Origin of the sequence: Acinetobacter sp. YH12126, from assembly GCF_013418745.1 — a bacterium.
Classification (GTDB): Bacteria; Pseudomonadota; Gammaproteobacteria; order Pseudomonadales; family Moraxellaceae; genus Acinetobacter; species Acinetobacter amyesii.
The window spans coordinates 1-21,275 of record NZ_VPBM01000022.1 but is presented as its reverse complement, the minus strand read 5'-3'; the positions used below and the strand labels follow the sequence as shown (position 1 = coordinate 21,275).

General features: G+C 41.2%; 17 protein-coding genes and 3 pseudogenes. 9 read left to right on the top strand and 11 right to left on the bottom strand.

Going from position 1 to position 21,275, the window contains the following annotated elements:
- Window positions 1-44 precede the first annotated feature (44 nt).
- Together FTU62_RS14670 and FTU62_RS14665 are read left to right on the top strand one after the other, a co-directional pair.
- Complete coding sequence (locus tag FTU62_RS14670) at window positions 45-1,022, top strand: GGDEF domain-containing protein (RefSeq protein WP_180103047.1); 978 nt, start codon at window positions 45-47, stop codon at window positions 1,020-1,022.
- A gap of 130 nt (window positions 1,023-1,152) precedes the next feature.
- Window positions 1,153-2,061: a polyprenyl synthetase family protein gene (locus FTU62_RS14665; RefSeq protein WP_078193048.1), complete on the top strand. Its 909-nt coding sequence runs from the start codon at window positions 1,153-1,155 to the stop codon at window positions 2,059-2,061.
- A 198-nt stretch (window positions 2,062-2,259) separates the two neighbouring features.
- Here FTU62_RS14665 and putP read toward each other — a convergent pair whose 3' ends face one another.
- The 5 genes from putP to FTU62_RS14640 form a co-directional block, all read right to left on the bottom strand.
- On the bottom strand, window positions 2,260-3,750 hold the full coding sequence (gene putP / locus FTU62_RS14660; RefSeq protein ID WP_180103046.1) for a sodium/proline symporter PutP: 1,491 nt from the start codon (window positions 3,748-3,750) through the stop codon (window positions 2,260-2,262).
- 211 nt (window positions 3,751-3,961) lie between these two features.
- Window positions 3,962-4,816: an SPFH domain-containing protein gene (locus FTU62_RS14655; RefSeq protein WP_078189969.1), complete on the bottom strand. Its 855-nt coding sequence runs from the start codon at window positions 4,814-4,816 to the stop codon at window positions 3,962-3,964.
- Between the two features lie 16 nt (window positions 4,817-4,832).
- Entirely contained in the window at window positions 4,833-5,312 is a 480-nt protein-coding gene (locus FTU62_RS14650; RefSeq protein WP_078189968.1) for an NfeD family protein, read from the bottom strand.
- Window positions 5,313-5,411: 99 nt separating this feature from the next.
- Window positions 5,412-6,335, bottom strand: coding sequence for a patatin-like phospholipase family protein (locus FTU62_RS14645; RefSeq protein ID WP_180103045.1), 924 nt, complete (start codon window positions 6,333-6,335; stop codon window positions 5,412-5,414).
- Between the two features lie 61 nt (window positions 6,336-6,396).
- Window positions 6,397-7,032, bottom strand: a complete 636-nt coding sequence (locus FTU62_RS14640) for a 1-acyl-sn-glycerol-3-phosphate acyltransferase (protein ID WP_180077292.1) — start codon at window positions 7,030-7,032, stop codon at window positions 6,397-6,399.
- Between the two features lie 168 nt (window positions 7,033-7,200).
- Between FTU62_RS14640 and FTU62_RS14635 the strand changes: the two genes are divergently transcribed.
- The 5 genes and pseudogenes from FTU62_RS14635 (at window position 7,201) to FTU62_RS14615 (ending at window position 13,562) form a co-directional block, all read left to right on the top strand.
- Window positions 7,201-8,487, top strand: coding sequence for an MFS transporter (locus FTU62_RS14635; protein WP_180103044.1), 1,287 nt, complete (start codon window positions 7,201-7,203; stop codon window positions 8,485-8,487).
- Window positions 8,488-8,614: 127 nt separating this feature from the next.
- Complete coding sequence (locus FTU62_RS14630) at window positions 8,615-9,745, top strand: porin (RefSeq protein WP_180103043.1); 1,131 nt, start codon at window positions 8,615-8,617, stop codon at window positions 9,743-9,745.
- A gap of 140 nt (window positions 9,746-9,885) precedes the next feature.
- Complete coding sequence (locus tag FTU62_RS14625; protein ID WP_180103042.1) at window positions 9,886-11,556, top strand: phosphoethanolamine transferase; 1,671 nt, start codon at window positions 9,886-9,888, stop codon at window positions 11,554-11,556.
- Between the two features lie 3 nt (window positions 11,557-11,559).
- Window positions 11,560-12,228, top strand: coding sequence for a response regulator transcription factor (locus FTU62_RS14620; RefSeq protein ID WP_180103041.1), 669 nt, complete (start codon window positions 11,560-11,562; stop codon window positions 12,226-12,228).
- A gap of 19 nt (window positions 12,229-12,247) precedes the next feature.
- Window positions 12,248-13,562, top strand: a pseudogene (locus tag FTU62_RS14615) (ATP-binding protein).
- Between the two features lie 49 nt (window positions 13,563-13,611).
- Here the strand turns inward: FTU62_RS14615 and FTU62_RS14610 are convergent.
- Window positions 13,612-14,298 carry a phosphatase PAP2 family protein gene (locus FTU62_RS14610; RefSeq protein ID WP_180103040.1) on the bottom strand — a complete coding sequence of 229 codons (687 nt, stop codon included), beginning with the start codon at window positions 14,296-14,298 and terminating at the stop codon, window positions 13,612-13,614.
- A gap of 172 nt (window positions 14,299-14,470) precedes the next feature.
- On the opposite strand from FTU62_RS14610, the gene FTU62_RS14605 reads away from it, so the two are divergent.
- Window positions 14,471-15,169 carry an HAD family hydrolase gene (locus FTU62_RS14605; RefSeq protein ID WP_180103039.1) on the top strand — a complete coding sequence of 233 codons (699 nt, stop codon included), beginning with the start codon at window positions 14,471-14,473 and terminating at the stop codon, window positions 15,167-15,169.
- A 76-nt stretch (window positions 15,170-15,245) separates the two neighbouring features.
- Here FTU62_RS14605 and FTU62_RS14600 read toward each other — a convergent pair whose 3' ends face one another.
- The 3 genes from FTU62_RS14600 to dhaK form a co-directional block, all read right to left on the bottom strand.
- Window positions 15,246-16,433 (bottom strand): ammonium transporter, encoded by a 1,188-nt coding sequence (locus FTU62_RS14600; protein ID WP_180103038.1) that lies wholly within the window; start codon window positions 16,431-16,433, stop codon window positions 15,246-15,248.
- Window positions 16,434-17,035: 602 nt separating this feature from the next.
- Window positions 17,036-17,713, bottom strand: a complete 678-nt coding sequence (locus FTU62_RS14595; RefSeq protein WP_180103037.1) for a DUF421 domain-containing protein — start codon at window positions 17,711-17,713, stop codon at window positions 17,036-17,038.
- 224 nt (window positions 17,714-17,937) lie between these two features.
- A complete protein-coding gene (gene dhaK / locus FTU62_RS14590) occupies window positions 17,938-19,668 on the bottom strand; it encodes a dihydroxyacetone kinase subunit DhaK (protein WP_180103036.1) in 1,731 nt (576 codons plus the stop codon).
- A gap of 293 nt (window positions 19,669-19,961) precedes the next feature.
- On the opposite strand from dhaK, the pseudogene FTU62_RS17660 reads away from it, so the two are divergent.
- Window positions 19,962-20,305 (top strand): annotated as a pseudogene (locus tag FTU62_RS17660) (endonuclease domain-containing protein).
- Between the two features lie 130 nt (window positions 20,306-20,435).
- Here the strand turns inward: FTU62_RS17660 and FTU62_RS14580 are convergent.
- Window positions 20,436-21,110: a hypothetical protein gene (locus tag FTU62_RS14580; RefSeq protein WP_180103035.1), complete on the bottom strand. Its 675-nt coding sequence runs from the start codon at window positions 21,108-21,110 to the stop codon at window positions 20,436-20,438.
- Between the two features lie 57 nt (window positions 21,111-21,167).
- Window positions 21,168-21,275, bottom strand: a pseudogene (locus tag FTU62_RS14575) (IS5/IS1182 family transposase); the annotation flags it as partial.

Here is a 21,275-nt window from a genome sequence, read left to right as displayed (position 1 = left end):
GTTAGCATTTTGCGTAGCTTTACCTTGAAAAAAGTAGCGAAACCATGCTTAAAAAAGACTTAATAAAATCGGATCTACCTACTGAACAATTGGCTGTATTAGAAGCGTTGCCAATGCCTGCTGCGTTATTTTCTGCGACAGCTGAGCTGATATGCGCCAATCAAATATTTAAACATCGATTTCAGTCAGACTTACAAGAGATCGTATTAAATCACGTGTCTGTGATGCAGCAAAAAACCAAAGCCACAAGTTCTGAGTTTGATTTACGCTGTTTAGAGAACGATAGCATTGAACCCTTTATGTATAGTGAAAATGAACGGCATTATTGGTTCACGCTCAAACCAAAGTTTCAACAAAGTGGCGATTTGGAACATGTACTGTTGTGCTGTGCGGACATTACAAATTTAAAGCAATTCGAATTATCGCTGTTGAAACATAACCAACAACTCGAACAACAAGTTTATTTTGATTATCTGACAGGGATAAAAAATCGACGTGGATTTGATTTAGACCTTTCTCAGTGGCAAAAAAGCTTCGCGGTTGAACAAGCCGATGAAATATGTTTGATGATGCTCGACTTAGACAATTTTAAGCAAATCAATGATAGCTACGGTCATGCGTTTGGCGATGAAGTTTTAAGAAAAAGTGCGCAGCTTTTAAGGGTGCAAATTAGTCAACACGCAGATGCACAAATATATCGCATGGGTGGGGAAGAGTTTGCAATGATTTTGCCACGCACGGCTATATCGACTGCATGTTCGATTGCACAACAATGTTGTGAGCAAATCTATGCTTCTTCGATGAATTATGCGGATAAGGCTCTACAACTGAGTATCTCATGCGGAGTGGCCTTGTGGGATGGAACAGAGTCATTTTTTGAAACATTGGCACGTGCCGATCAGGCTTTGTATCAAGCCAAGAAAGGCTCGAAAAATTGTACCTGTTTTAATGATGGACAAAATGTGGCGCTATTTGAGGAAACGACATTTAAAAAACCATCAGACTGTGGGAAAAACACATAGATTTAGGCCGTAACATAGAGAAAGATTTGAGAAAGCAGTATGATGCAACAGGTCAAAATTGACAGAAAACATTGGCAGTCGATTTGCTAATGAACGAAGCAGTTAAATATTTAAAGTATTTGAGGTGAATGTGTCTTCTTTAACAGACGTTTCCACACATGCCCTGACAGAAGCGCAGCAGCGTATTCAGCAGGATTTACTGACAGCGCTTGATGCATTTTCAATTCCAGAACCCTTAAAAGGGGCGGTGTATCATGCTGTGATGTTGGGTGGAAAACGCGTTCGACCGGCACTTTGTTATGCAACAGCAGCGTTAAAACCCAATACAAATTTTGCAGCCGTACGCCGTGCTGCTGTGGCGATTGAATTTATTCATTGCTATTCATTGGCACATGATGATTTGCCATGTATGGACAATGATTTACTTCGTCGCGGTCAACCAACCTGTCATGTGGCTTTTGGTGAAGATACGGCTTTACTTGCTGGCGATATTTTACAATCGATGGCTTTTGAAGTTTTAGGCAGCCGTCTCTTTGATCAAGGCCCAGCCGTTGAAGCGCCGATCATCTTGAAGCAAATGCAAATTTTAGCGACTGCAACTTCAAAAATGGTCAATGGACAAGTCCTAGACTTACAAGCGGAAGGCAAGCATGTCAGTCAGGATGAACTAGAAAACATTCATCGAAATAAAACTGGTGCTTTAATTTCTGCTGCAATCATGATGGCGGCAGTGACGATATTTAATGGTACAGACCAAGCTATTCCTAAACTCCGCGAATTTGGTCTAGCGATTGGTTTAGCCTTTCAGGTGCAAGATGATATTTTAGATATTATTGCTGACACTGAAGCATTGGGTAAAACAGCAGGTAAAGATCAACAAGTGGATAAATCGACATATCCTGCGTTAATGGGTCTCGAGCAAGCGCAAGCTTATGCAGAAGAATTACATGCTCAAGCGCTTCAAGCTTTGGATTATTTTGCAGAAGATGCGGCAGAATTACACAAGATCACGCAGTTTTTATTAAAACGTCAAAGTTAATATGACGCAGTAAAAGACCTCAGCCCACACATGTAATATGTTGTGGGCTTTTTTTATATTTTGTATATTTGGAACAGAAGTCAATAAACCATCTACTGAATAGCTAAATGGATGACATGATAAAAAAGAAAAAAGGACGCCTAGCGTCCTTTTTTGCAGATATTAAAACTTAGAAATTAAATTTAAGTGCTATTGGTCTTAAATACTTTCTTTATAGATACGATCTGCTTCTTCAAATTTTTCAGTGACTTCAGCAGATGGCGCTTTGCCCATTAAGCTCACAATGATGATTGCAATGAGTGAGCAGATGAAGCCCGGTATAATTTCATAAACGCCTGTATCGCCCCAGAGGTTTTTCCATAGAATAACCATAACCGCACCGACCACCATACCTGCTAAAGCACCATTGAGTGTCATGCGTTTCCAGAACAATGACATGATAATCAGTGGGCCAAATGCAGCACCAAAGCCTGCCCATGCATATGCGACGAGACCAAGGACTTTAGAGTCAGGATTAGCCGCCATATAGATCGCAAGCAAGGCAATCATTAATACCATGAAACGGCCGACCCAAACCAATTCTTTTTGTGAAGCATTTTTGCGTAAGAATGATTTATAAAAGTCTTCAGTTAAGGTACTTGAGCAGACTAAAAGCTGACAGCTGAGGGTACTCATGATTGCAGCTAAAATCGCAGCCAATACGATACCTGCAACCCATGGGTTAAATAGAATTTTAGTCAATTCCATAAAGACCGTTTCAGGGTTTGCTGTAACGACACCTGCCAGTTCTGGATGCTGTTGGAAATAAGCAATACCGAAGAAGCCTGCTGCAACTGCGCCACCGAGGCAGAGCGTCATCCATGTCATACCAATACGGCGTGCATTGGGAATCGATTTAACAGAATCAGCTGCCATGAAGCGGACTAAGATATGCGGTTGACCAAAATAGCCTAAGCCCCATGCCAATAAAGATATGATTGCGACAAAACTTAAGTCAGCAAATACATTCATCGCTTGAGGGCGTGCCGCTTCTAGTGCCAGAGTGAACTGGCTTAAATCAGAGAATGACAACATGACCACGATAGGGGTAAGTAGCAAGGCAAAAATCATAAAGCCCGCTTGAATGGTATCGGTCCAACTGACAGCAAGGAAGCCACCAATAAACACATAGCTCACCGTTGCAATGGCACTGATCCAAAGCGCAGTGCTATACGACATACCAAACATACTTTCAAATAATCGAGCGCCTGCAACCATGCCTGAAGCACAGTAAATTGCGAAGAAAATCAAAATAATCACAGCTGACACGATACGTAAGATTTTCTTTTGATCGTTAAAACGATTTGAGAAATAGTCAGGTAGGGTCAAAGCATTATTTTGAACTTCGGTATGTACACGGAGACGACCTGCCACAAGTAACCAGTTGAGCCAAGCACCAATGATCAGACCAATTGCAATCCATATTTCAGATAAACCTGAAAGGTAAATTGCCCCCGGAAGACCCATGAGCAACCAACCACTCATATCCGATGCACCTGCAGAAAGGGCAGTGACAAAGCTCCCTAATCGGCGGCCACCTAAAATGTAGTCAGAAAAGTTACTGGTCGCACGGTATGCAAGTAAACCGATCACGACCATGGCGACAATATAAAAGAGAAAGGTAATTAGGGTGGGATTCAGGGAGCTCATACGGTATCCGCTTTGGCGTTGGACAATTGCGTTTAATTAGGGGACTCAATGGGATTTGCCTAAGCCAAGTAGGTGAAATCGAACGATAAGTCCTAAAACGTCAAAAAAATAACGTGAAATTTAAACATAAATTGACAAACTTTGCCTTCTTTTTTGTTTTGGGCATAAAAATGGGCCGTATATCACGACCCATTTTAATTAATGTGAAGATTTAGTTATTACGTCCCATCACACCACGAATCGTATTCAGTACATCCGCAGGTAATACCACAGTTTTGGCATTATTAGATTTAGCCATATCTTGCATGGCTTTGACGTATTGTTCACCCAGTAAGTACGCAACTGGAATTTCTTTATCGCCGACGGCTGAACTCACCATTTCAATTGCACGTTGAGAAGACTCTGCCAGTACCACTTGAGCTTCTGCATCACGACGAGAGGCTTCTAAACGACCATCTGCTTCTAAAATAGCCGCTTGTTTTTCACCGTCTGCCTTGGTGACTGTTGCACGACGTTGACGTTCAGCGGCCGCTTGCTCTTCCATCGCAGCTTGCATGGTATGAGAAGGTTTAATATCTTGAATTTCTACAGTTTTAAGCGTAATACCCCAGTCAGAGATATCATCAGAAATAGCAGCTTTAAGTTTAGCCTTAATATGATCACGCGATGATAGTGCATCATCGAGGTCCATTTCACCAACAATAGACCGCAAAGAGGTTTGAACTAAGTTTTGAATCGCCCATGTGTAGTTTTCAATACCATAAACTGCTTTTTCAGGCGTGGTTAAGTTGATATAAGCCACAGCATTCATCAGCAGTACCGCATTGTCACGTGTGATCACTTCCTGAGAGGGAATATCTAACACGATATCTTTGGTTGTGACTTTATAAGCCACTTCATCGACATACGGAATCACAAAGTTCAGCCCCGGATTGAGCGTTGTATGGTATTTACCTAAACGCTGAACAATCCATTTATAACCTTGGGGAACAATACGGACACCTTTAAAAATGGTGACGGCTACAAAAACTAAGAGCGCTAAAAAAACAATAGAAACACCAGACATGTCATTTCTCACTTATTTATGGATTGTCAGTGGGGTGGTTGCTGCTGTGCAGTTGGACGACTAAATCATTGCCTAAAATATCGGTCACGCGAACACGGTCGCCGACTTGAAGTGCATCTTGGGTACGGCAATGCCATTCGTCTGAACCTAAAACAGGCATCGGGAAGCGAACTTTAACGCTGCCATGATTGAGTTGGGTTTGAATCACCATACCCACTTGGCCAATCGTTGCTTCACGCGACAGACCTGCTTTGGTTTTATCGATGGATAAAGGCTTAATAAATTTGAACCACAAAAATGTGCAGAGCACGGCAAAAATAATCCAAACCACAATTTGGACATTAAAGTCCATGGATGGAAAGATCCAATATAAGATCCCAACCAAAATTGCAGAAACGCCAAACCATAGCGCAGCAAAAGACGGCAAAATCAGTTCAAAAAGCATCAAAGCGACGCCCAATACAAACCAGTGCCAAGGTTCTAAAATAAATTCCATACATCTACTCTTATATAAGGGTGAATTGATATAGATGAACCAGTATCTATATCAATGTAGCAGATGTATAACTCAATGAATATAAAAAAAATCGTTGAATTATATTTTCGCTTTTGGTGCTGGTTTAAAGGCCGCAGGGGACTGTTTAAAGTTATCGATCGCCTTAATAATGCTATTCACTTTGAGCTGTGCGGCTTTTTCACCTTCTAAAATCGTCGCATTGCTCGACTTCAAATCGAGTGTGCCGATATGTCCCACTTTAGGTTGAATCACGAAATTGGCATTTTTCAGTTCTTCATTAATACTTTGTTGTCCCATGATGTTAATGGTTTGATCGAGTAAACCAAACATGCTTACGGCTTTGCTACCATCAGGACGCGCAGAGATATCAACTGCAATCACGATATCTGCACCCATATCACGTGCCGTTTTCACCGGAATCGGGCTGACTAAGCCACCATCGACATATTTCACCCCTGCAATGGTCGCAGGTACAAATACATTAGGAATGCTGCACGATGCACGTACCGCTTGGCCTGCATTACCACGGTTAAATTCAGTTTTACTGCCATTATCCAAACGGGTGGCTACAGCAGCAAAGCGCTTTGGAAACTGTTCAATTGATTTATTGCCGACGTTTTTATTAACAAAGTCTTGCAATTTTTGCCCTTGAATAATGCCTTGGCTATTTAAGGTTAAGTCACGAATATCAGACTCTTTAAAGTTCAGGGCCAATTGCTGCATTTGATAAGGCGTTTTACCGCTGGCGTACAAGCTGCCAACAAAACTACCCGCACTGGTCCCAGTCACAATTTTAGGTTTAATACCATGTGACTCGAGTACTTTAAGCACGCCAATATGAGCAAAACCTTTGGCACCGCCACCACCGAGCGCAATCGCGATCACCGGTTCACGTGCTTTGGTTGGTGTAGGTGTCGTGGTTGCAGGCGTTTTGGTTGCAGAATCACAGCCAGCGAGTGCCAATACAAATAGGCTAGGAGTCAGGTAATGCAAAAGTTTCATGTGTGAAATCTGATTGTTAAATATACAAAGTGCACATCACATCAAAAAAGTAGCCATTTGACTAGGGCTTTTTCCAGTGCTTTTGTAACGGCAAGGCCAACCATTCGGGATTTTTCGGGGAAAATTTTCCATCATAAATCTTCAAAATTTTTTCGAGATCAGTTTCAAAATCTCCACTGGGTTCAAAAACACCCAAGCAATGAATGGTTTTCTTTGCATAATCAAAGCTAAACATCACAATAGGTATCTGTGCTTCATAGGCAATATAGTAAAAACCACTGCGGATTTTATCGGCTTTTTTTCGTGTTCCCTCAGGTGCCATTCCAATCCAAATTTGATCTGTCGCTTGGACAATCTCAGCAATTTCACGCGTAAGCCCATGTGGGTTTTCACGCTGCACAGGGATCACGCCGACCCAATCCAAAAGTGGTTTTAAGGGGGTATCAAAAAGGGTGTTTTTACCAAAAATGGTTATTTTTATCCCGATTCCAAGCAAGGCGAGAAAACCATGCCATGCATCTATATTAGACGTATGCGGAGAAATGATCGCTACAGCTTTGGCAAGGTTGGGAAATTCGCCGTCAAATTTCCATCCTTGTGCCAAAAAAAGTTTTTTAAAAATAGCGCGGCTCAGGGGGGAGCCGCGTGATGGAACTTGATCGGGCAAAACTGGAAATAATTGAGTCTTTTGATTCATTGCATATTCTTATATAAGTGAAATCCATTTTCGACGTGATGCACTTTAAAAATACGGCATCAGCATTGACCTTTATCTTAGGTCGATGATTTTTTTAGATCATTGGCAAAATAGCCGTATTTTGACTACTCTAAATGTAACTTCAGCGCATTCAACATTTAGGAACTTATGATCCAGCTTCGTCAGCTCTATCTTTTACTGTTTTCCTTATATTGGGCGCAAGGGTTACCTGTCGGTTTTATGACGCATGCTTTACCAGTGATTTTAAGAGCGCAAGGTGTGTCTTTGGCGCATATTGGTGGCTTTGGATTACTCATGCTGCCATGGTCGATCAAAGTTTTCTGGGCACCGTGGATTGATCGGCATGGTTCAAGGTCCAAAGGGCACTATCGGAGTTGGATTATTCCAATGCAGTTGTTGTCCGTGGTGGTCTTGGTCTTCCTGTCTTTTTTGCCGATCCAAAGCTTGAATGAACCAATGTATTTGCTGCTGTTTTTTGTGGCTTTACTCAGTATGAATTTGGTCGGTGCAACTCAAGATGTCGCAACCGATGGCTTGGCTGTCAATATTTTAAAAACTGACCAACAGCACTGGGGCAATACTTTTCAGGTGATTGGTTCCAGACTCGGCTTTATCGTGGGCGGTGGTGCTGTACTTTGGGCCTTGGATTGGTGGGATTGGCAAGCCACCTTTCTATTTTTAGCGGCATTGGTATTCATCAATACGATTCCTATTTTTCTGTATCGAGAACCTTTAAAGCCACAGCTCAACATAAAATCTAGTCCAGAGAATGATAACAACCATAAGCATAATTCAGGCTTGTTCTACGCCATTCGCCAGTATTTGACTTATTTTACCCAAACTAAAACCCTCACACTGTGGCTCATGATCTTATTGAGTTTTAAGCTTGCAGATGGTCTGGCAGGTCCTTTACTCAAGCCGCTGATGGTGGATTTAGGATTGAGTTTTAGTCAAATTGGTCTGTATGTCACCATGCTAGGTGCAGTGGCTGCTTTAATTGGGGCAGGGCTTGCTGGTCTTAGCTTGAAGTATATTTCTCGGGCGCAAGCCTTGGTTTTCTATTCGGTATTGAAAATATTCAGTTTATTGGCCTATGTATGGCTGGCTTTGCAGTTCGAGGCAAAACGGCCCGTCCATGAATGGCTGATCTATGGGATCAATGCTGCCGAAGACATGATTTCAGCCATGCTGCTCGTGATCATGCTAACTTTGGTGATGCAATATAGTCGTAAAGCATTTGCAGCAACGGACTTTACATTTCAGGTTGCCATTATGGCTACGGTGAGTGGGGGGCTGTATAGCATCAGTGGCATAGTGGCCGATCAGTTGGGTTATAGCACTTATTTATTTTGGATCACAGGTTTGGCTGCATTGAGCTTAGTCCCGATTCTATTTTGGGGAAAAGCATCAAAAAATGACCAAAATCACTTCTAAATCATGATTTTGGTTGTTTTTTATCAGCTAAAGCACTAAAAGAGCAATGCAAATATTATTTTAATAATTTTGTAATATGTTTCCCGTGTGTAATATCTGTTACAAAATAATTTAAGGAAAATTTTTGATGAAAACTAAGTTAGCAGCGGCTATCGCATTGAGCCTTTTGGCTGGCTCAACCTTTGCAGTACCAACCTTCTACGGTGAAATTGATGCGTCTGTTGATTATTTACCTGAAGATAATAAAACGGGTGTTTCAGACAAAGATGTCGTTGAAATTAGTTCAAACAGTTCTTTCTTGGGTTTAAAGGGCGATGAAAAACTGACTGACCGTTTAAGCGCAGTTTATGCAATTGAATGGGCATTTAACTCAGACGGCGAAGGCGATGACTGGTCTAAGCGTAACCGCTTCGTTGGTTTGAAAGATGCGAAACTTGGTACATTGAAAGTCGGTGCACACGATACACCATTAAAACAATTGTCTAGTCCGGTGGATACATTTAACAACTACGTGGGTAACCGTGCTGATGTTACAGGCATCATGACGGGTGAAAATCGTGTCGATAACGTTGTTGTTTATGAATCACCAGCATTTAAAATTGCGGAAGGTGCAATTAAAGTTAATGCATTGCTTGCAACAGGTGAATCTTCAGGAATCAAGAGCGACAAAGGTGTAGTAAAAACTGCAGGTCGTGGTCTTGGCGATGCTTGGTCGGCGTCTGTTGTCTATGACAGCCCCGTTGTTGTCGCAGGTTTAGCCTATGACAAAGCCATTCCATCGAACTTTGGTGGTGTAGGGATCTTAAATGCTCAAACTCCTGAAGTTACAGGTACCAAAGTTTTTGCTGCCGCAAATACCGTTCGTGCGATCGGTCGTGTAAATCTTGAGGGTGGTTTGGCACTGAAAGCTTTATATCAAACGTCTGAAGTAGAAAAAACACCATATTCAAGCAAAGAAGACACAAACACGAATGCAGAGAATGCAGCAAATATTGATGATGCTCAAGGTTGGTTAGTCGGCGCAGAATACAATCTACCTTCTGCAAAAGCTTGGACAGTAAAAGCACAATATAGTCAAAATACCACGACTTATAAAGCAGGTGAGGATTACGAAGCTCAGCAATTCATTGCAGGTGCAGATTATGCATTTAGCAAACAAGTGAAAGCTTATGGTTATGCAGGTTACTTAGCACTTGAAAAAGGTTCGAATGAAAGTGAACAACCTGTTCTAGGTACAGGTCTAGAATTTAAATTCTAAGACCTTGATTTAAGTTGTTCAAAAGGCGATGTTTTACATCGCCTTTTTTGATTTTTCTTGCTTGGTTTTGATCAGTTTTAAGTGATTTTTAAGTTTGAATTTTTAGATTAGGGCATCAAAGATCAATAATTGATGCCAATATGCTTCAGGTCATAGCTAAAATACAGCAAAAAATTCCAAGGCTTAGTTTAAGTCAATTTAACCTCGTGCTTGCCTTATGGCTTGGGATGGTTTTGAACCTCGCGTTTTATCAGCAAATCCAGCAGCTCACACCTTATACGGGGCTGAAGGCCGGACTATTTTTAGCGGCAACCGTACTGGTGGTAGTGGCACTTTATAATGTGCTGATGCAACTACTGCAATGGCGATGGAATTCAAAACTTTTGGCGAGTGTTTTGCTGATCATTGGTGGCTTGAGTGCTTATTTCGTCAATAGTTTAGGCGTGACCATTACATCTGACCAAGTGCAGAACATGATGCAAACAGATGTAAAGGAAGTGCAGGATTTAATCTCGCCACAATTTTTTATTTGGGTCTTTGGACTGGTTATTTTGCCAGTGCTATTGATCTGGCTTTTGCCACTGCATAAAGAAGCCCTAAGCACGGTCGTAGCCAAAAAGGGTCTACATATAGTGCTATCGCTCATCCTTTTGGGTGCTTTGCTGTTTGTTTATTTTGTTGATTATGCAGCGATCTTTCGTGAGCATCGTGACTTAAAAGGCATGCTCTCACCACAAAACAGTATCGCTTCGACATTTTCCTATTATCACAAAAAAGCACCGAAACAGAATTTGCCATTGCTGAGCTATGGTGAAGATGCACATATGGTTGAAAACCTAAGCGCCAAAAGCTTACCAAAATTGATGGTCTTAGTGGTTGGTGAAACTGCGCGCGCGGAAAGTTTTTCACTCAATGGCTATGCTAAAAATACCAATCCTGAACTCAGTCAGCAAAATATTATCAATTTTAGCCAAGTCAGTTCATGTGGCACCGCAACTGCTGTGTCTGTTCCTTGTATGTTCTCGGGCATGCCGAGAACCGAATATGACGAACAGCTTGCAAGTCATCGCGAAGGTTTACTCGATATTGCACAGCGTGCAGGCTATAAGGTGACGTGGCTAGATAATAATTCAGGCTGTAAGGGTACATGCACACGTGTTGAAAAATATGAATTTCCTGAAGCATTGAAGAAAAAGTGGTGTGATGCCGATGGCGAATGTCATGATGAAATCTTAGTGGATGGTTTAAAGGCATATTTGGCGTCGATCCCCAAAGCAGATCAAACTCCCCGTTTAATTGTGTTACACCAAATGGGCAGTCATGGCCCTGCCTATTTCAAACGAAGTACCACAGCGTTTCAAAAATTTAAGCCAACCTGTAATAGCAATGCCATACAGGGATGTAGCTCGACAGAATTAATAAATAGTTATGACAACAGTATTGTCTATACTGACCATGTGCTGAGTGAATTGATTAACACCTTAAAAGTGACTAATAACTATCAAACAGGACTGTGGTATTTGTCCGATCATGGTGAGTCGACAGGTGAACATGGCTTATATTTACATGGTTCTCCATACGCAATTGCACCGTCACAGCAAACCCATGTACCGATGTTGATGTGGTTTTCACCGGCGTGGCAAAAAAATAATTCAGCGCAATATACTTGTTTAATGGCACAAAAAAGCCAAAAATTAAGTCAGGATAATCTATTTCCATCGCTATTGAGTTTGCTCGATGTGCAGACTCAAGTGATTGATGAAAAAAACAATATGTTGCAACAATGTACTTCAGTACAGCGCAGGACTTAAGCCATGCACAAAATACTTATTATTGAAGATGATTTCATGATTGCCGAATCGACTAAAACCTTGTTGAACTATCAACAGTTTGAAGTCGAGTGGGTGAATAATGGTATCGATGGCTTAAAGCTCATAATGCAAGGGGGGATTGATATCGTCTTGCTAGATCTGGGTTTGCCGATGATGGGTGGTATGCAAGTCCTGAAACAAATTCGTCAAATGCAGCCTAAATTGCCAGTGTTAATCATCTCGGCACGTGATCAATTACAAAATCGTGTAGATGGTTTAAACCATGGGGCAGATGACTATCTGATTAAGCCTTATGAGTTTGATGAATTACTTGCACGGATTCATGCACTCCTTCGACGCACAGGGCTGAGTTCAGTCGAAGCACCACAGAAAATTTTAAAACATGGTGAATTGATTTTAGATATTGAGCAGCATCTTGCACGCTATAAGGGTCAATATGTCGATTTATCTAACCGTGAATGGGCCATATTGATACCACTGGTGACGCATCCGAATAAGATTTTTTCGAAAGCTAATTTAGAAGATAAGCTTTATGATTTTGATAGTGATATCAGCAGTAATACTATTGAAGTGTATGTGCATCATCTCAGAACAAAATTAGACAAAGATTTTATTCGCACCATTCGTGGTTTAGGTTATCGACTCGGTTAAGGCAAAGGAATTATCGACCATGCAGCAGCCTTATTCTCTGAAAAAGAGACTAATTATTTATGTGTCTGTTTTCAGTATGCTTTTGGGCTGTCTTTTGGTGTTTTCAGCTTATCGAATTGCACTTGAAGAAATTAATGAAATTTTAGATGCGCAAATGCAAAATTTGGCGGAACGTGTTGCAGAGCATGATCCGCAGCCCATTTGATCAACATAAGCATTATCATGAAGAAGATTTATTTGTCGATGTATGGACCTATCAATCCAATGCGCATCAAACCCATCAATTAAAATTATTGGTCGCGCCTCAGCCCAAAGCCGGTTTTTATACCCACAGTACCCAACAGGATGAGTGGCATACCTATATTTTGCCACTCGCAGATCGGCAAATTCAGGTCAGTCAGCAAGAATCGGTTCGACAGCATCTTGCAGCAGAATTGGCCAGTAGCATGTTTATTCCCTATTTGGTTTTTATACCTTTTGCATTAATCGCTTTGGGATGGTTGATTCAACGCAGTTTAAATCCACTGGAAAAATTTAAAAAAGAACTGGCAAAACGGGATGCCTTTGAACTTTCTCCAATCTCTCAAATGCCTTATCCAGAGGAAATTGCGCCGACCATTATTGAAATGAACCAGTTGTTTGAACGAATTTCGTTGTCGCAGCAGGAACAGCGCCAGTTTATTGCTGACGCAGCGCATGAGTTACGGACCCCGATTACCGCACTGAATTTGCAAATGCAGATTTTGCTACAAAAATTTCCACAAGATGACGCTCTACAAAATTTGAGTAAAGGTTTAATTCGTATTCAGCATTTGGTCAGTCAATTATTGAGTTTGGCAAAACAAGATGCCTCGGTCTTTGAACTTGAGCGCAAACAACATTTTGATCTTAAGCAAGTCGCAACCAATTGCGTGGAGCAACTGGTACATTTGGCTATGCAAAAAGATATTGACCTTGGCATGGAGCAACAACAAAGCATTGCCTTATATAGTCTTGAGCCAACGGTACATTCAATCATTTTTAATTTGATTGATAATGCCATTAAATATACCCCTGCACAGGGCATGATTAATGTCTCCGTCTTTGAACATGCGGGGCAGGCGGTTGTACAGGTTGAAGATAGTGGGCCTGGCATCGACCCAGCTTTATATGAGCAAATTCGAAAACGCTTTTATCGAATTTATAATCATGAAGAAATTGGAAGTGGTTTAGGGCTGGCAATCGTGGATAAAGCCGCTGCGCACATTGGTGCACGTTTAGATTTTGCGAAAAGTGAAACGCTGGGTGGGTTGAAAGTAACGATTCAGATTCCGCTAAGACCTTTAAACTCCTAATTATTTTAATTTACTCCTTGCGAATAAAGCCTATATCCATTCAAAGTGTTTAAGCAGTTTTGATTTTTTCTGTGGGTAGATAACGACAGCCAAATGTATAAATGACTGTGTTAAAGGCCCAAATAAACCATGCTGTCCATAGATTATGACTGAGAAAATGTGCACCCCGCATCATTTGCGCCCAGCCAAAAGCAAAGCCTAAAATCAGCCCAGCACATAAAAAGAAGTAAGCACGGGCAGGTCGATGTATTCGATAAACAAAATATCCGGTGATTAGGGCAAAACCAGTCGCAGCATGGCCACCGGGGAAGCAGTGTCCTTGGCGTGCTGAAAAATCCCAAGAAAAGCCTTGGGCTGTGGCGACAGTCATATTCCAAGGGCAGGCATGTGCAGATTGTGATTTGAGCAAACCAATCATTGCCGTGCTGAGTAGAGCCACTACGATAAAATAACCGAATTCAAACTTACGTGCTTTCAGATGAGGATATTTAAAACTGCATATCCATGCTGCGATATAGAGAACATAAACGCCTATGACGATATTCTTGATATAGCGATGGTTCAGCACAGCAAGTGCCCAATCATTACGATGAGGAAAACTACCATGTAGGTCGACCCAAGGCTGAATAAAAGCTTGGTCGAGCGAACCACCGACGGGGAAAACATAAAGGAGGCCAACCAAACTGAGTGTGAGCAGCAGGGCTTGTCGTAATAAAAAGGAACGGTTCGAGAGCATAAGTCGTTTGATGTGCTGAAATTATTTTGTTTGAATGCTGCTATTTGAAACCACAAAACTTAAATCAGACTTAATCGGCTATTTGAACTGTATTGATATCGATAGTGAAGAAGGTGCATAAAGCAGAACAGGCATTGTGTTAAAGTTTTTGAAAACTCAGTAATAAAGATTTATGAGCATACGTGCAGTCCTTTTTGATTTAGATAATACCTTGACTCACCGAGATCACAGCGTTCAGGCCTATACGCAGTATTTAGCCGAGTCTTATCAGTCGACGCTGGTGGAGGTAGACCTTGTACAGATTAAACGTATTATTAATCGTATAGATAATGGAGGATATCCGAAAAAAGAACTCCTTACACATCCGAGTATTGGGGCATCTGTCGCTTATGCTCTACAAACGGAGCTGGATTGGATACATCAACCCGATTTTGATGAGCTCACACAATTTTGGTTTCAGCACTTTGGTCAGTTCGCCGTGGCGATGCCGGGAGCATTGAGCTTGCTGCAGCAACTAAAACAGCAGCAGTATAAACTGGCGGTGGTGTCGAATGGTGGACATGCCACACGCCTGAATATTTTGAATGGACTAGGTTTTGCATCGTATTTTGATCAGATCATCAGCTCGGAAAGTGCAGGCATTAGTAAGCCCAAAGTTGAAATATTTCAGTACAGTTGTCGTGAGTTGGGCGTGACGGAAACCGAGTGTTTATTTATTGGTGATCATCCTGTCAATGATATTTATGGTGCGAGCCAAGCAGGGATGTCTGCCGTATTGCTTGAAGGCTTTCATACTTTAAGTGCTGAACAACAGCACAGCATTCCGAATAAAATTCAGCATTTGGATCAGGTCTTAGATTTTCTAAAATAAGGTGATTTAAACTCAAGCTTTAAGCGAAGTTCAGGGTAAAAAAAAGCGGCATAAATGCCGCTTTAGATTATGTTGTTTAGAACATGTTTTCTTCAGAGTTTGCCGAAATACGGTGAATACTTAAATCTGCACCACGGAATTCTTCTTCTTGATCTAGGCGAATACCCATCGTTACTTTGAGTAGACCATAAACGATAAAACCACCAGCCACTGCAATCACGATCGCGAGCAGCGTACCGATACATTGAGAGATCATTGAAATACCGCCTAAACCGCCCAACCATTTTTGTCCAAATACACCCACTGCAATACCACCGAAAGCACCACAAACACCGTGTAGTGGCCATACGCCAAGTACATCATCGACTTTGAGTTTGTTTTGAGTGTATGTAAATAGTTTGACAAAGATCAGACCTGCGATAGCGCCGATAATCAACGCACCGACAGGATGAACTACATCTGAGCCTGCACAGATTGCAACCAAACCTGCTAAGGGACCATTATGTAAGAAACCGGGGTCATTTTTACCCATAAAGTTTGCTGCAAGCGTACCACCGACCATTGCCATGAGAGAGTTAATTGCAACCAGTCCTGAAATGGCATCCAAACGTTGCGCACTCATCACGTTAAAGCCGAACCAGCCAACGATTAAAATCCAAGAACCTAAGGCAAGGAATGGAATACTTGAAGGTGGATGTGCGCTGATACGACCATCTTTTTTATAGCGTCCATGACGTGCGCCAAGTAAAAGTACTGCAGCTAAAGCGATCCAACCGCCCATGGCATGTACCACGACCGAACCTGCAAAGTCATGAAAGGCAGCGCCAAATGTGCGTTCTAACCATGCTTGTAGCCCAAAATTACCATTCCATGCCATGCCTTCAAAAAATGGATAGACCAAAGCGACCAATAATAATGTGGCAATCGCTTGAGTCCGCATTTTTGCACGTTCAGCAATACCACCCGAAATAATCGCTGGAATGGCTGCGGCAAAAGTCAGCAGGAAGAAACAACGCATTAAGTTGTAGCCATGATCGGCTGCTAAAGTGTCCCCAATATGGAAAAAGTGCTGACCATAAGAGATGTAATAACCCACAAAAAAGTATGCAATTGCGGAAATAGAAAAGTCAGTCAAAATTTTACTCAGCGCATTGACCTGATTTTTATGTCGTACTGTACCTAATTCTAAAAATGCAAAGCCAGCATGCATGGCAAGAACCAAGACTGCACCAAGAAGGAGAAAGAGGAGATCTATATTTTGCATAAGGTGTTCCAGTTTAGTGCGCTAGTTCACAAAAAGAAGTTCAGTATATCGAGCGGAATAATTTCGAAAAGAGGAGTGAGAGAGGGAAATTTTGATTAAAAAAACTAAAAAATGTAGAAGACTCGATATAAAGCAAAGACTTGCTTGAGTATGATGATAATGCACTAAAATAGTGCAATGATGATTTGCAATGACAAAATTAAATGGATGATTATTAAGTGAAAAACTATGTTTTTAGAATCTGTTTAAAAAATGAAAAACAAATAGCGCCATTTCTGAGTTAATTCAGGGCAATTCATTATTTTGTATTTTTATCTGATTGATAGATGTTAGTGCGAGAATAAAACTGAAAATTTCCTCATGATACATTTTTGGGAGTTTGTCTGAGCATCTTGTGGTCTTCAAAAGATGAAAGCTGGATGTCTTGCCTGAACTGAAATGATGCACAGATATTAACCAATGAAATCTCTGCTGCTGCACTTTTAGATGGCGAATAAAACATTGAAGGGTGGGTCTGTGGTGATGGTCGTTGGATCTTACTGTATTTTGATGACGTGTTTAATTGAAGCGGCAAAGAATTTTAAAGTTTTAGCCTTGAATGCTTAAGCTAAACGCTGTGTATTAATCGCTTCAGCCCAGTCACAACATCCGCAGCGCGGGCAGGTATCCTGAGCACCGTGAATGTACATGGTTTTGCCACAGTGCGTACAGGCATACAGCTGATGCATTTTGATATCTCGAACCGCTTTATAGGGTTTCGGAAATAGTGGCAGTCCATAACGCACTTGTTCAGGTGGGTAAAACAAAATACTAAATTTGCCATCACTTTCTAATAAGCCAACTCGAACTTGTCCTAGATGTTCAACATTTTGCTGACGCATTTCAGAGAAGAATTCATCATGTGACATTTTACCTTGCTTAATCTTTTCTAAGACCAATTCACCATCTTCCACAATGTAGAGGGCTTTGCCTTCAATTAAATCTTCAAAAGGTTGGTATTTCATCATGAGCCAAGTGATAACTCGGTATAAACCAATTACCACCGTCATCACAATAAGCGCTTGTAAGAGGGGGAGTTCCTCCTCAAACATTGGGTCGCCTGCAATAGAACCCAAAGCAAGGAGTATGGCAACTTCAAAGATGGATAACTGTCGCACACTGCGTTTGCCCGTTAGGCGTAAGAATACGATGATTAAAACGAACATAATGACGCTACGCAAAATCACTTCGGCAGCAAAAGTCCATGTGGTGTCATGGATGAATATTTGGGCTAAATCCATGTCTCATCCTTTTTTATCGTTATATGTTTTAACTTAGCAAAGCGCTAGGCGATAAAGCAGCTCAATTGTGTTAATTTTTAAGCATTATTTGAAAATGGATTTCATGCTAACGGTATTGTATGCATGAGATATTTGATGAAAAAAAGTGCTTTAAAATAGCCATAAAAAAAGCACCGACGAATCGATGCTTTTGATGTGGTCTGGCAATTTTTAAAGATGCTCAGTTATTTAATATGTTCTGCAATATCCGTAAAGATTACACCTAAACCATGTGCGCCAGCATCTGGATAGCCAAGACTACGGTCGCCTACAGTTCCGGCACGTCCCATACGCGCTACGATCTCTTTGGTATTTTCAGCGCCTTGAACCGCCGCTTTTGCACCAAGGACAAAGTTTTCTTTAAACGATTTGTCGGTATGGGTAGACCATGAATCTGCGCATGGTACTAGGGCATCAATTAGGGTTTTATCACCCACCACTGCGCCACGTCCAAATGAACGTTCACCTGTGGTTTGAATGTCTTTGACCGCTGCTTGCAGCATCTCGGCAAAATCAGCGACAGTTAAAACTGATTTGCCTTGAATTGATTTTGCTGCCGCCCGGAATGCTGAACCCCAGATTGGGCCAGACGCGCCACCACAATGTTCCATAATGATCATTGAGCAGTTCAGCATGAATTCATCCATCTGCTGCGCTTGAATCAGACTTTGCCATTCACGTTTTAATTGCTTAAAGCCTTTCGCCACGCTCATACCGAAGTCGCCGTCACCTGCATGCGCGTCCAGTTCACAGAATGGCACTTCATTTCTAATGATGCAGGCAGACATGACATCGACCACATAGCGCATGTTTTCGATGGTGAATTGTTCATTGCTAATCACCGCATGTTCAGGCTGTGTTTCAACTTGGGTGTTTACTACAGCTTCGGCTGAAGCATCTTTGGATACAAAAGTTAAAGGCTGTGCTGCTGAACCATCCATTTTAAATGCAGGGGTATTGGCTGCTGCATCGAGGTAGGTTTTCAATTCATCATCGACAGCAAGCAAGGACACAGATGCACCATTCATGTCGATACTGGTCATATAGTTGCCGACAAATGTGCGGTAAATTTTGATGCCTTTACGTGCAAGGTGTTCGCATACATCATGGTTAAAGACATACAACTCTTGCAGCGGTGTGCTACCAAAGCCATTGACCAAGACTGCAACTTCTTTCATGTCTGGACGGTCAAGGAACAGGTCATCCACGATGCGCTGTGCCATTTTTTTGGATGGCAAGATTTTTTCACGACGGATGCCGGGTTCACCGTGAATGCCGACGCCATATTCCATTTCGTCATCAGCCAAAGTAAACGTTGGCGTGCCTTTGGCTGGAACAGTACATGAGCTATAAGCAAAACCAAGGCTAATGACGTTGTCCGCAGCTTTTTGAACAATCGCTTTTACGTCTGCAAGTTCTAAACCTTTTGATGCTGCTGCACCTGCAATCTTATGTACAAACACTGTACCTGCAACACCACGACGACCGACTGTATATAGGCTGTCTTTAACCGCAATGTCATCTGCCACTTTGACATAGTCAACTTTAATGCCGTCTTCAGTTGCAAGGGCTGCGCCATTCTGGAAATTCATCATATCGCCAGAATAGTTTTTGATGATCATCAGCACGCCTTTGTCAGTTGCGACTTGCTGTAAGGCTTTATAGACCTGAATTTGCGATGGAGATGCAAATACATCACCACATACGGCAGCGTCTAACATGCCTGTGCCTACAAAGCCTGCATGGGCAGGTTCGTGACCGCTACCACCACCACTGATAAGTGCCACGTTATTGTGTTTTTCTTTACGTGAAATGATTTTGTGTGACTCGTTAAATGCGAGTTCAGGATGCGCAAGAACGAAGCCTTTGCACATTTCAATTACGATGTTTTCTGCACCGTTCATGAGTTTTTTCATGGATGTACCAATCTGTATTTATAGGGGAGAATGTAAAAAAGTTTATTATTATCGAAAAACATAATGTTTGCTGACATAAAAGTGTAAAAAAGGGCAGTTGATCGATGAGTGTGGTGGAAAATTGACGTCTCAGTTGTATATATTCTTCGATAGAATCCCCCTCTTGCGAAGCTACGCTTCTCACCTTTTGCAAAGGGGGACTTTTTCATGTGATTAAATGAATTACGTGATAATCCCTCCCTTTTTTAAAGGGAGGTTAGGAGGGATTAAAAATATTAAAATAGAAGAATAAAATGAAACCCTACAATAAAAATTTAAAACAAGCCTCGCGTGATTTACGCAATAACATGACTGATTTACCTCTCCCTAACCCTCTCCTGAGAGGAGAGGGAACTTTCACTATTGAATTAACCTGATTATTAAATTAGATGGTGCTCCCTCTCCCTTTGGGAGAGGGCTGGGGTGAGGGCTTGAATGTAGGCTTTAGTGCGATGGTAGTCAGCACTTTTCGCCTGAAGAATTAGAGGCAGATCGAATTCGAGATGAAGCTTTGGCTCAGCTTTGGTTAAAGGTGTTGAGATTTGATAATGGGCAGGTGATGGGGGGGATTGATGATGTGGTAGAAGTCGTTTACTAATGTTGTTTGGATCAGTTGGTTGATGAATCCCCCTAAATCCCCCTTTTTCAAAGGGGGACTTCACGCGAATATTATTATGATTGTGGATTCGCGTAGTTCCTCCCTTTTTTAAAGGGAGGTTAGGAGGGATTTAAGCATACTTTTCAATTGGTGGAGCCAAGTTACAATTTTCTGTTTCTGTTTCTGTTTCTGTTTCTGTTTCTGTTTCTGTTTCTGTTTCTGTTTCTGTTTCTGTTTCTGTTTCTGTTTCTGTTTCTGTATTTATACTTTCAATATAAGATGGTTCTTTACCAAAAATCTCAATAAAGGCTTCATTGAAATAATCAGTTTCACGGAAATTTCTGAAACATGGCCACTCTAGGAAAGAAACTTCACCAACTTCTTCAGATTTACCAACTTTGATCATATATCTTTTTGCTAATTTAAAATCCTCTTTAAGTACAGCTACGCATAATTGATATGAAGTTTTACATGCGGACCAATCTTCAGTATCAAGAATTTTATTAAAATCTTTGCCACTAAATTTATAAGAAATAGCTCTATTTATAACAAAAACTAGTCGTTGTCCCTCAGAACTCCATTTTTTTAATACATTACATGCAAAGTCTAATAAAAGTGACGCTAGTTCATATTCTTCACTAATTAATAGTTCGTATGCAATATCACTTAAGCTGTCATCTGCTTTTTCAATATCTTTTGGAAATTGTTTTCTCCATAGTACTTGAGTTAATTTGACGGGAATTTCAAAAAGGGTTTTGTAAACGAGTTCGATGTACTCTTTATTTGCACAAAGTTTTTTTCCCACTTGAATTTCAGACTCTAGTTTATATTTAGCTAATTTACATTAGACTTCTTTCATAATTCATTTTTTGCTCAGCTCTAAATTATAGATTCCTGCAATTAAATTGAATCTTAAGCCCAGTCTTTTTCCTCGATTACGATATCGCTCGGCAAGGATTTTGAAAGTTTT

Bases quoted from the DNA above. Each gene is read 5' to 3' on its own strand.
- FTU62_RS14605 (WP_180103039.1), top strand. From the start codon at position 14,471: ATGAGCATACGTGCAGTCCTTTTTGATTTAGATAATACCTTGACTCAC.
- FTU62_RS14650 (WP_078189968.1), bottom strand. From the start codon at position 5,312: ATGGAATTTATTTTAGAACCTTGGCACTGGTTTGTATTGGGCGTCGCT.
- FTU62_RS14610 (WP_180103040.1), bottom strand. From the start codon at position 14,298: ATGCTCTCGAACCGTTCCTTTTTATTACGACAAGCCCTGCTGCTCACA.
- FTU62_RS14635 (WP_180103044.1), top strand. From the start codon at position 7,201: ATGATCCAGCTTCGTCAGCTCTATCTTTTACTGTTTTCCTTATATTGG.
- putP (WP_180103046.1), bottom strand. From the start codon at position 3,750: ATGAGCTCCCTGAATCCCACCCTAATTACCTTTCTCTTTTATATTGTC.
- FTU62_RS14640 (WP_180077292.1), bottom strand. From the start codon at position 7,032: ATGAATCAAAAGACTCAATTATTTCCAGTTTTGCCCGATCAAGTTCCA.
- FTU62_RS14630 (WP_180103043.1), top strand. From the start codon at position 8,615: ATGAAAACTAAGTTAGCAGCGGCTATCGCATTGAGCCTTTTGGCTGGC.
- FTU62_RS14600 (WP_180103038.1), bottom strand. From the start codon at position 16,433: ATGCAAAATATAGATCTCCTCTTTCTCCTTCTTGGTGCAGTCTTGGTT.
- FTU62_RS14645 (WP_180103045.1), bottom strand. From the start codon at position 6,335: ATGAAACTTTTGCATTACCTGACTCCTAGCCTATTTGTATTGGCACTC.
- FTU62_RS14625 (WP_180103042.1), top strand. From the start codon at position 9,886: ATGCTTCAGGTCATAGCTAAAATACAGCAAAAAATTCCAAGGCTTAGT.
- FTU62_RS14595 (WP_180103037.1), bottom strand. From the start codon at position 17,713: ATGGATTTAGCCCAAATATTCATCCATGACACCACATGGACTTTTGCT.
- dhaK (WP_180103036.1), bottom strand. From the start codon at position 19,668: ATGAAAAAACTCATGAACGGTGCAGAAAACATCGTAATTGAAATGTGC.
- FTU62_RS14670 (WP_180103047.1), top strand. From the start codon at position 45: ATGCTTAAAAAAGACTTAATAAAATCGGATCTACCTACTGAACAATTG.
- FTU62_RS14620 (WP_180103041.1), top strand. From the start codon at position 11,560: ATGCACAAAATACTTATTATTGAAGATGATTTCATGATTGCCGAATCG.
- FTU62_RS14655 (WP_078189969.1), bottom strand. From the start codon at position 4,816: ATGTCTGGTGTTTCTATTGTTTTTTTAGCGCTCTTAGTTTTTGTAGCC.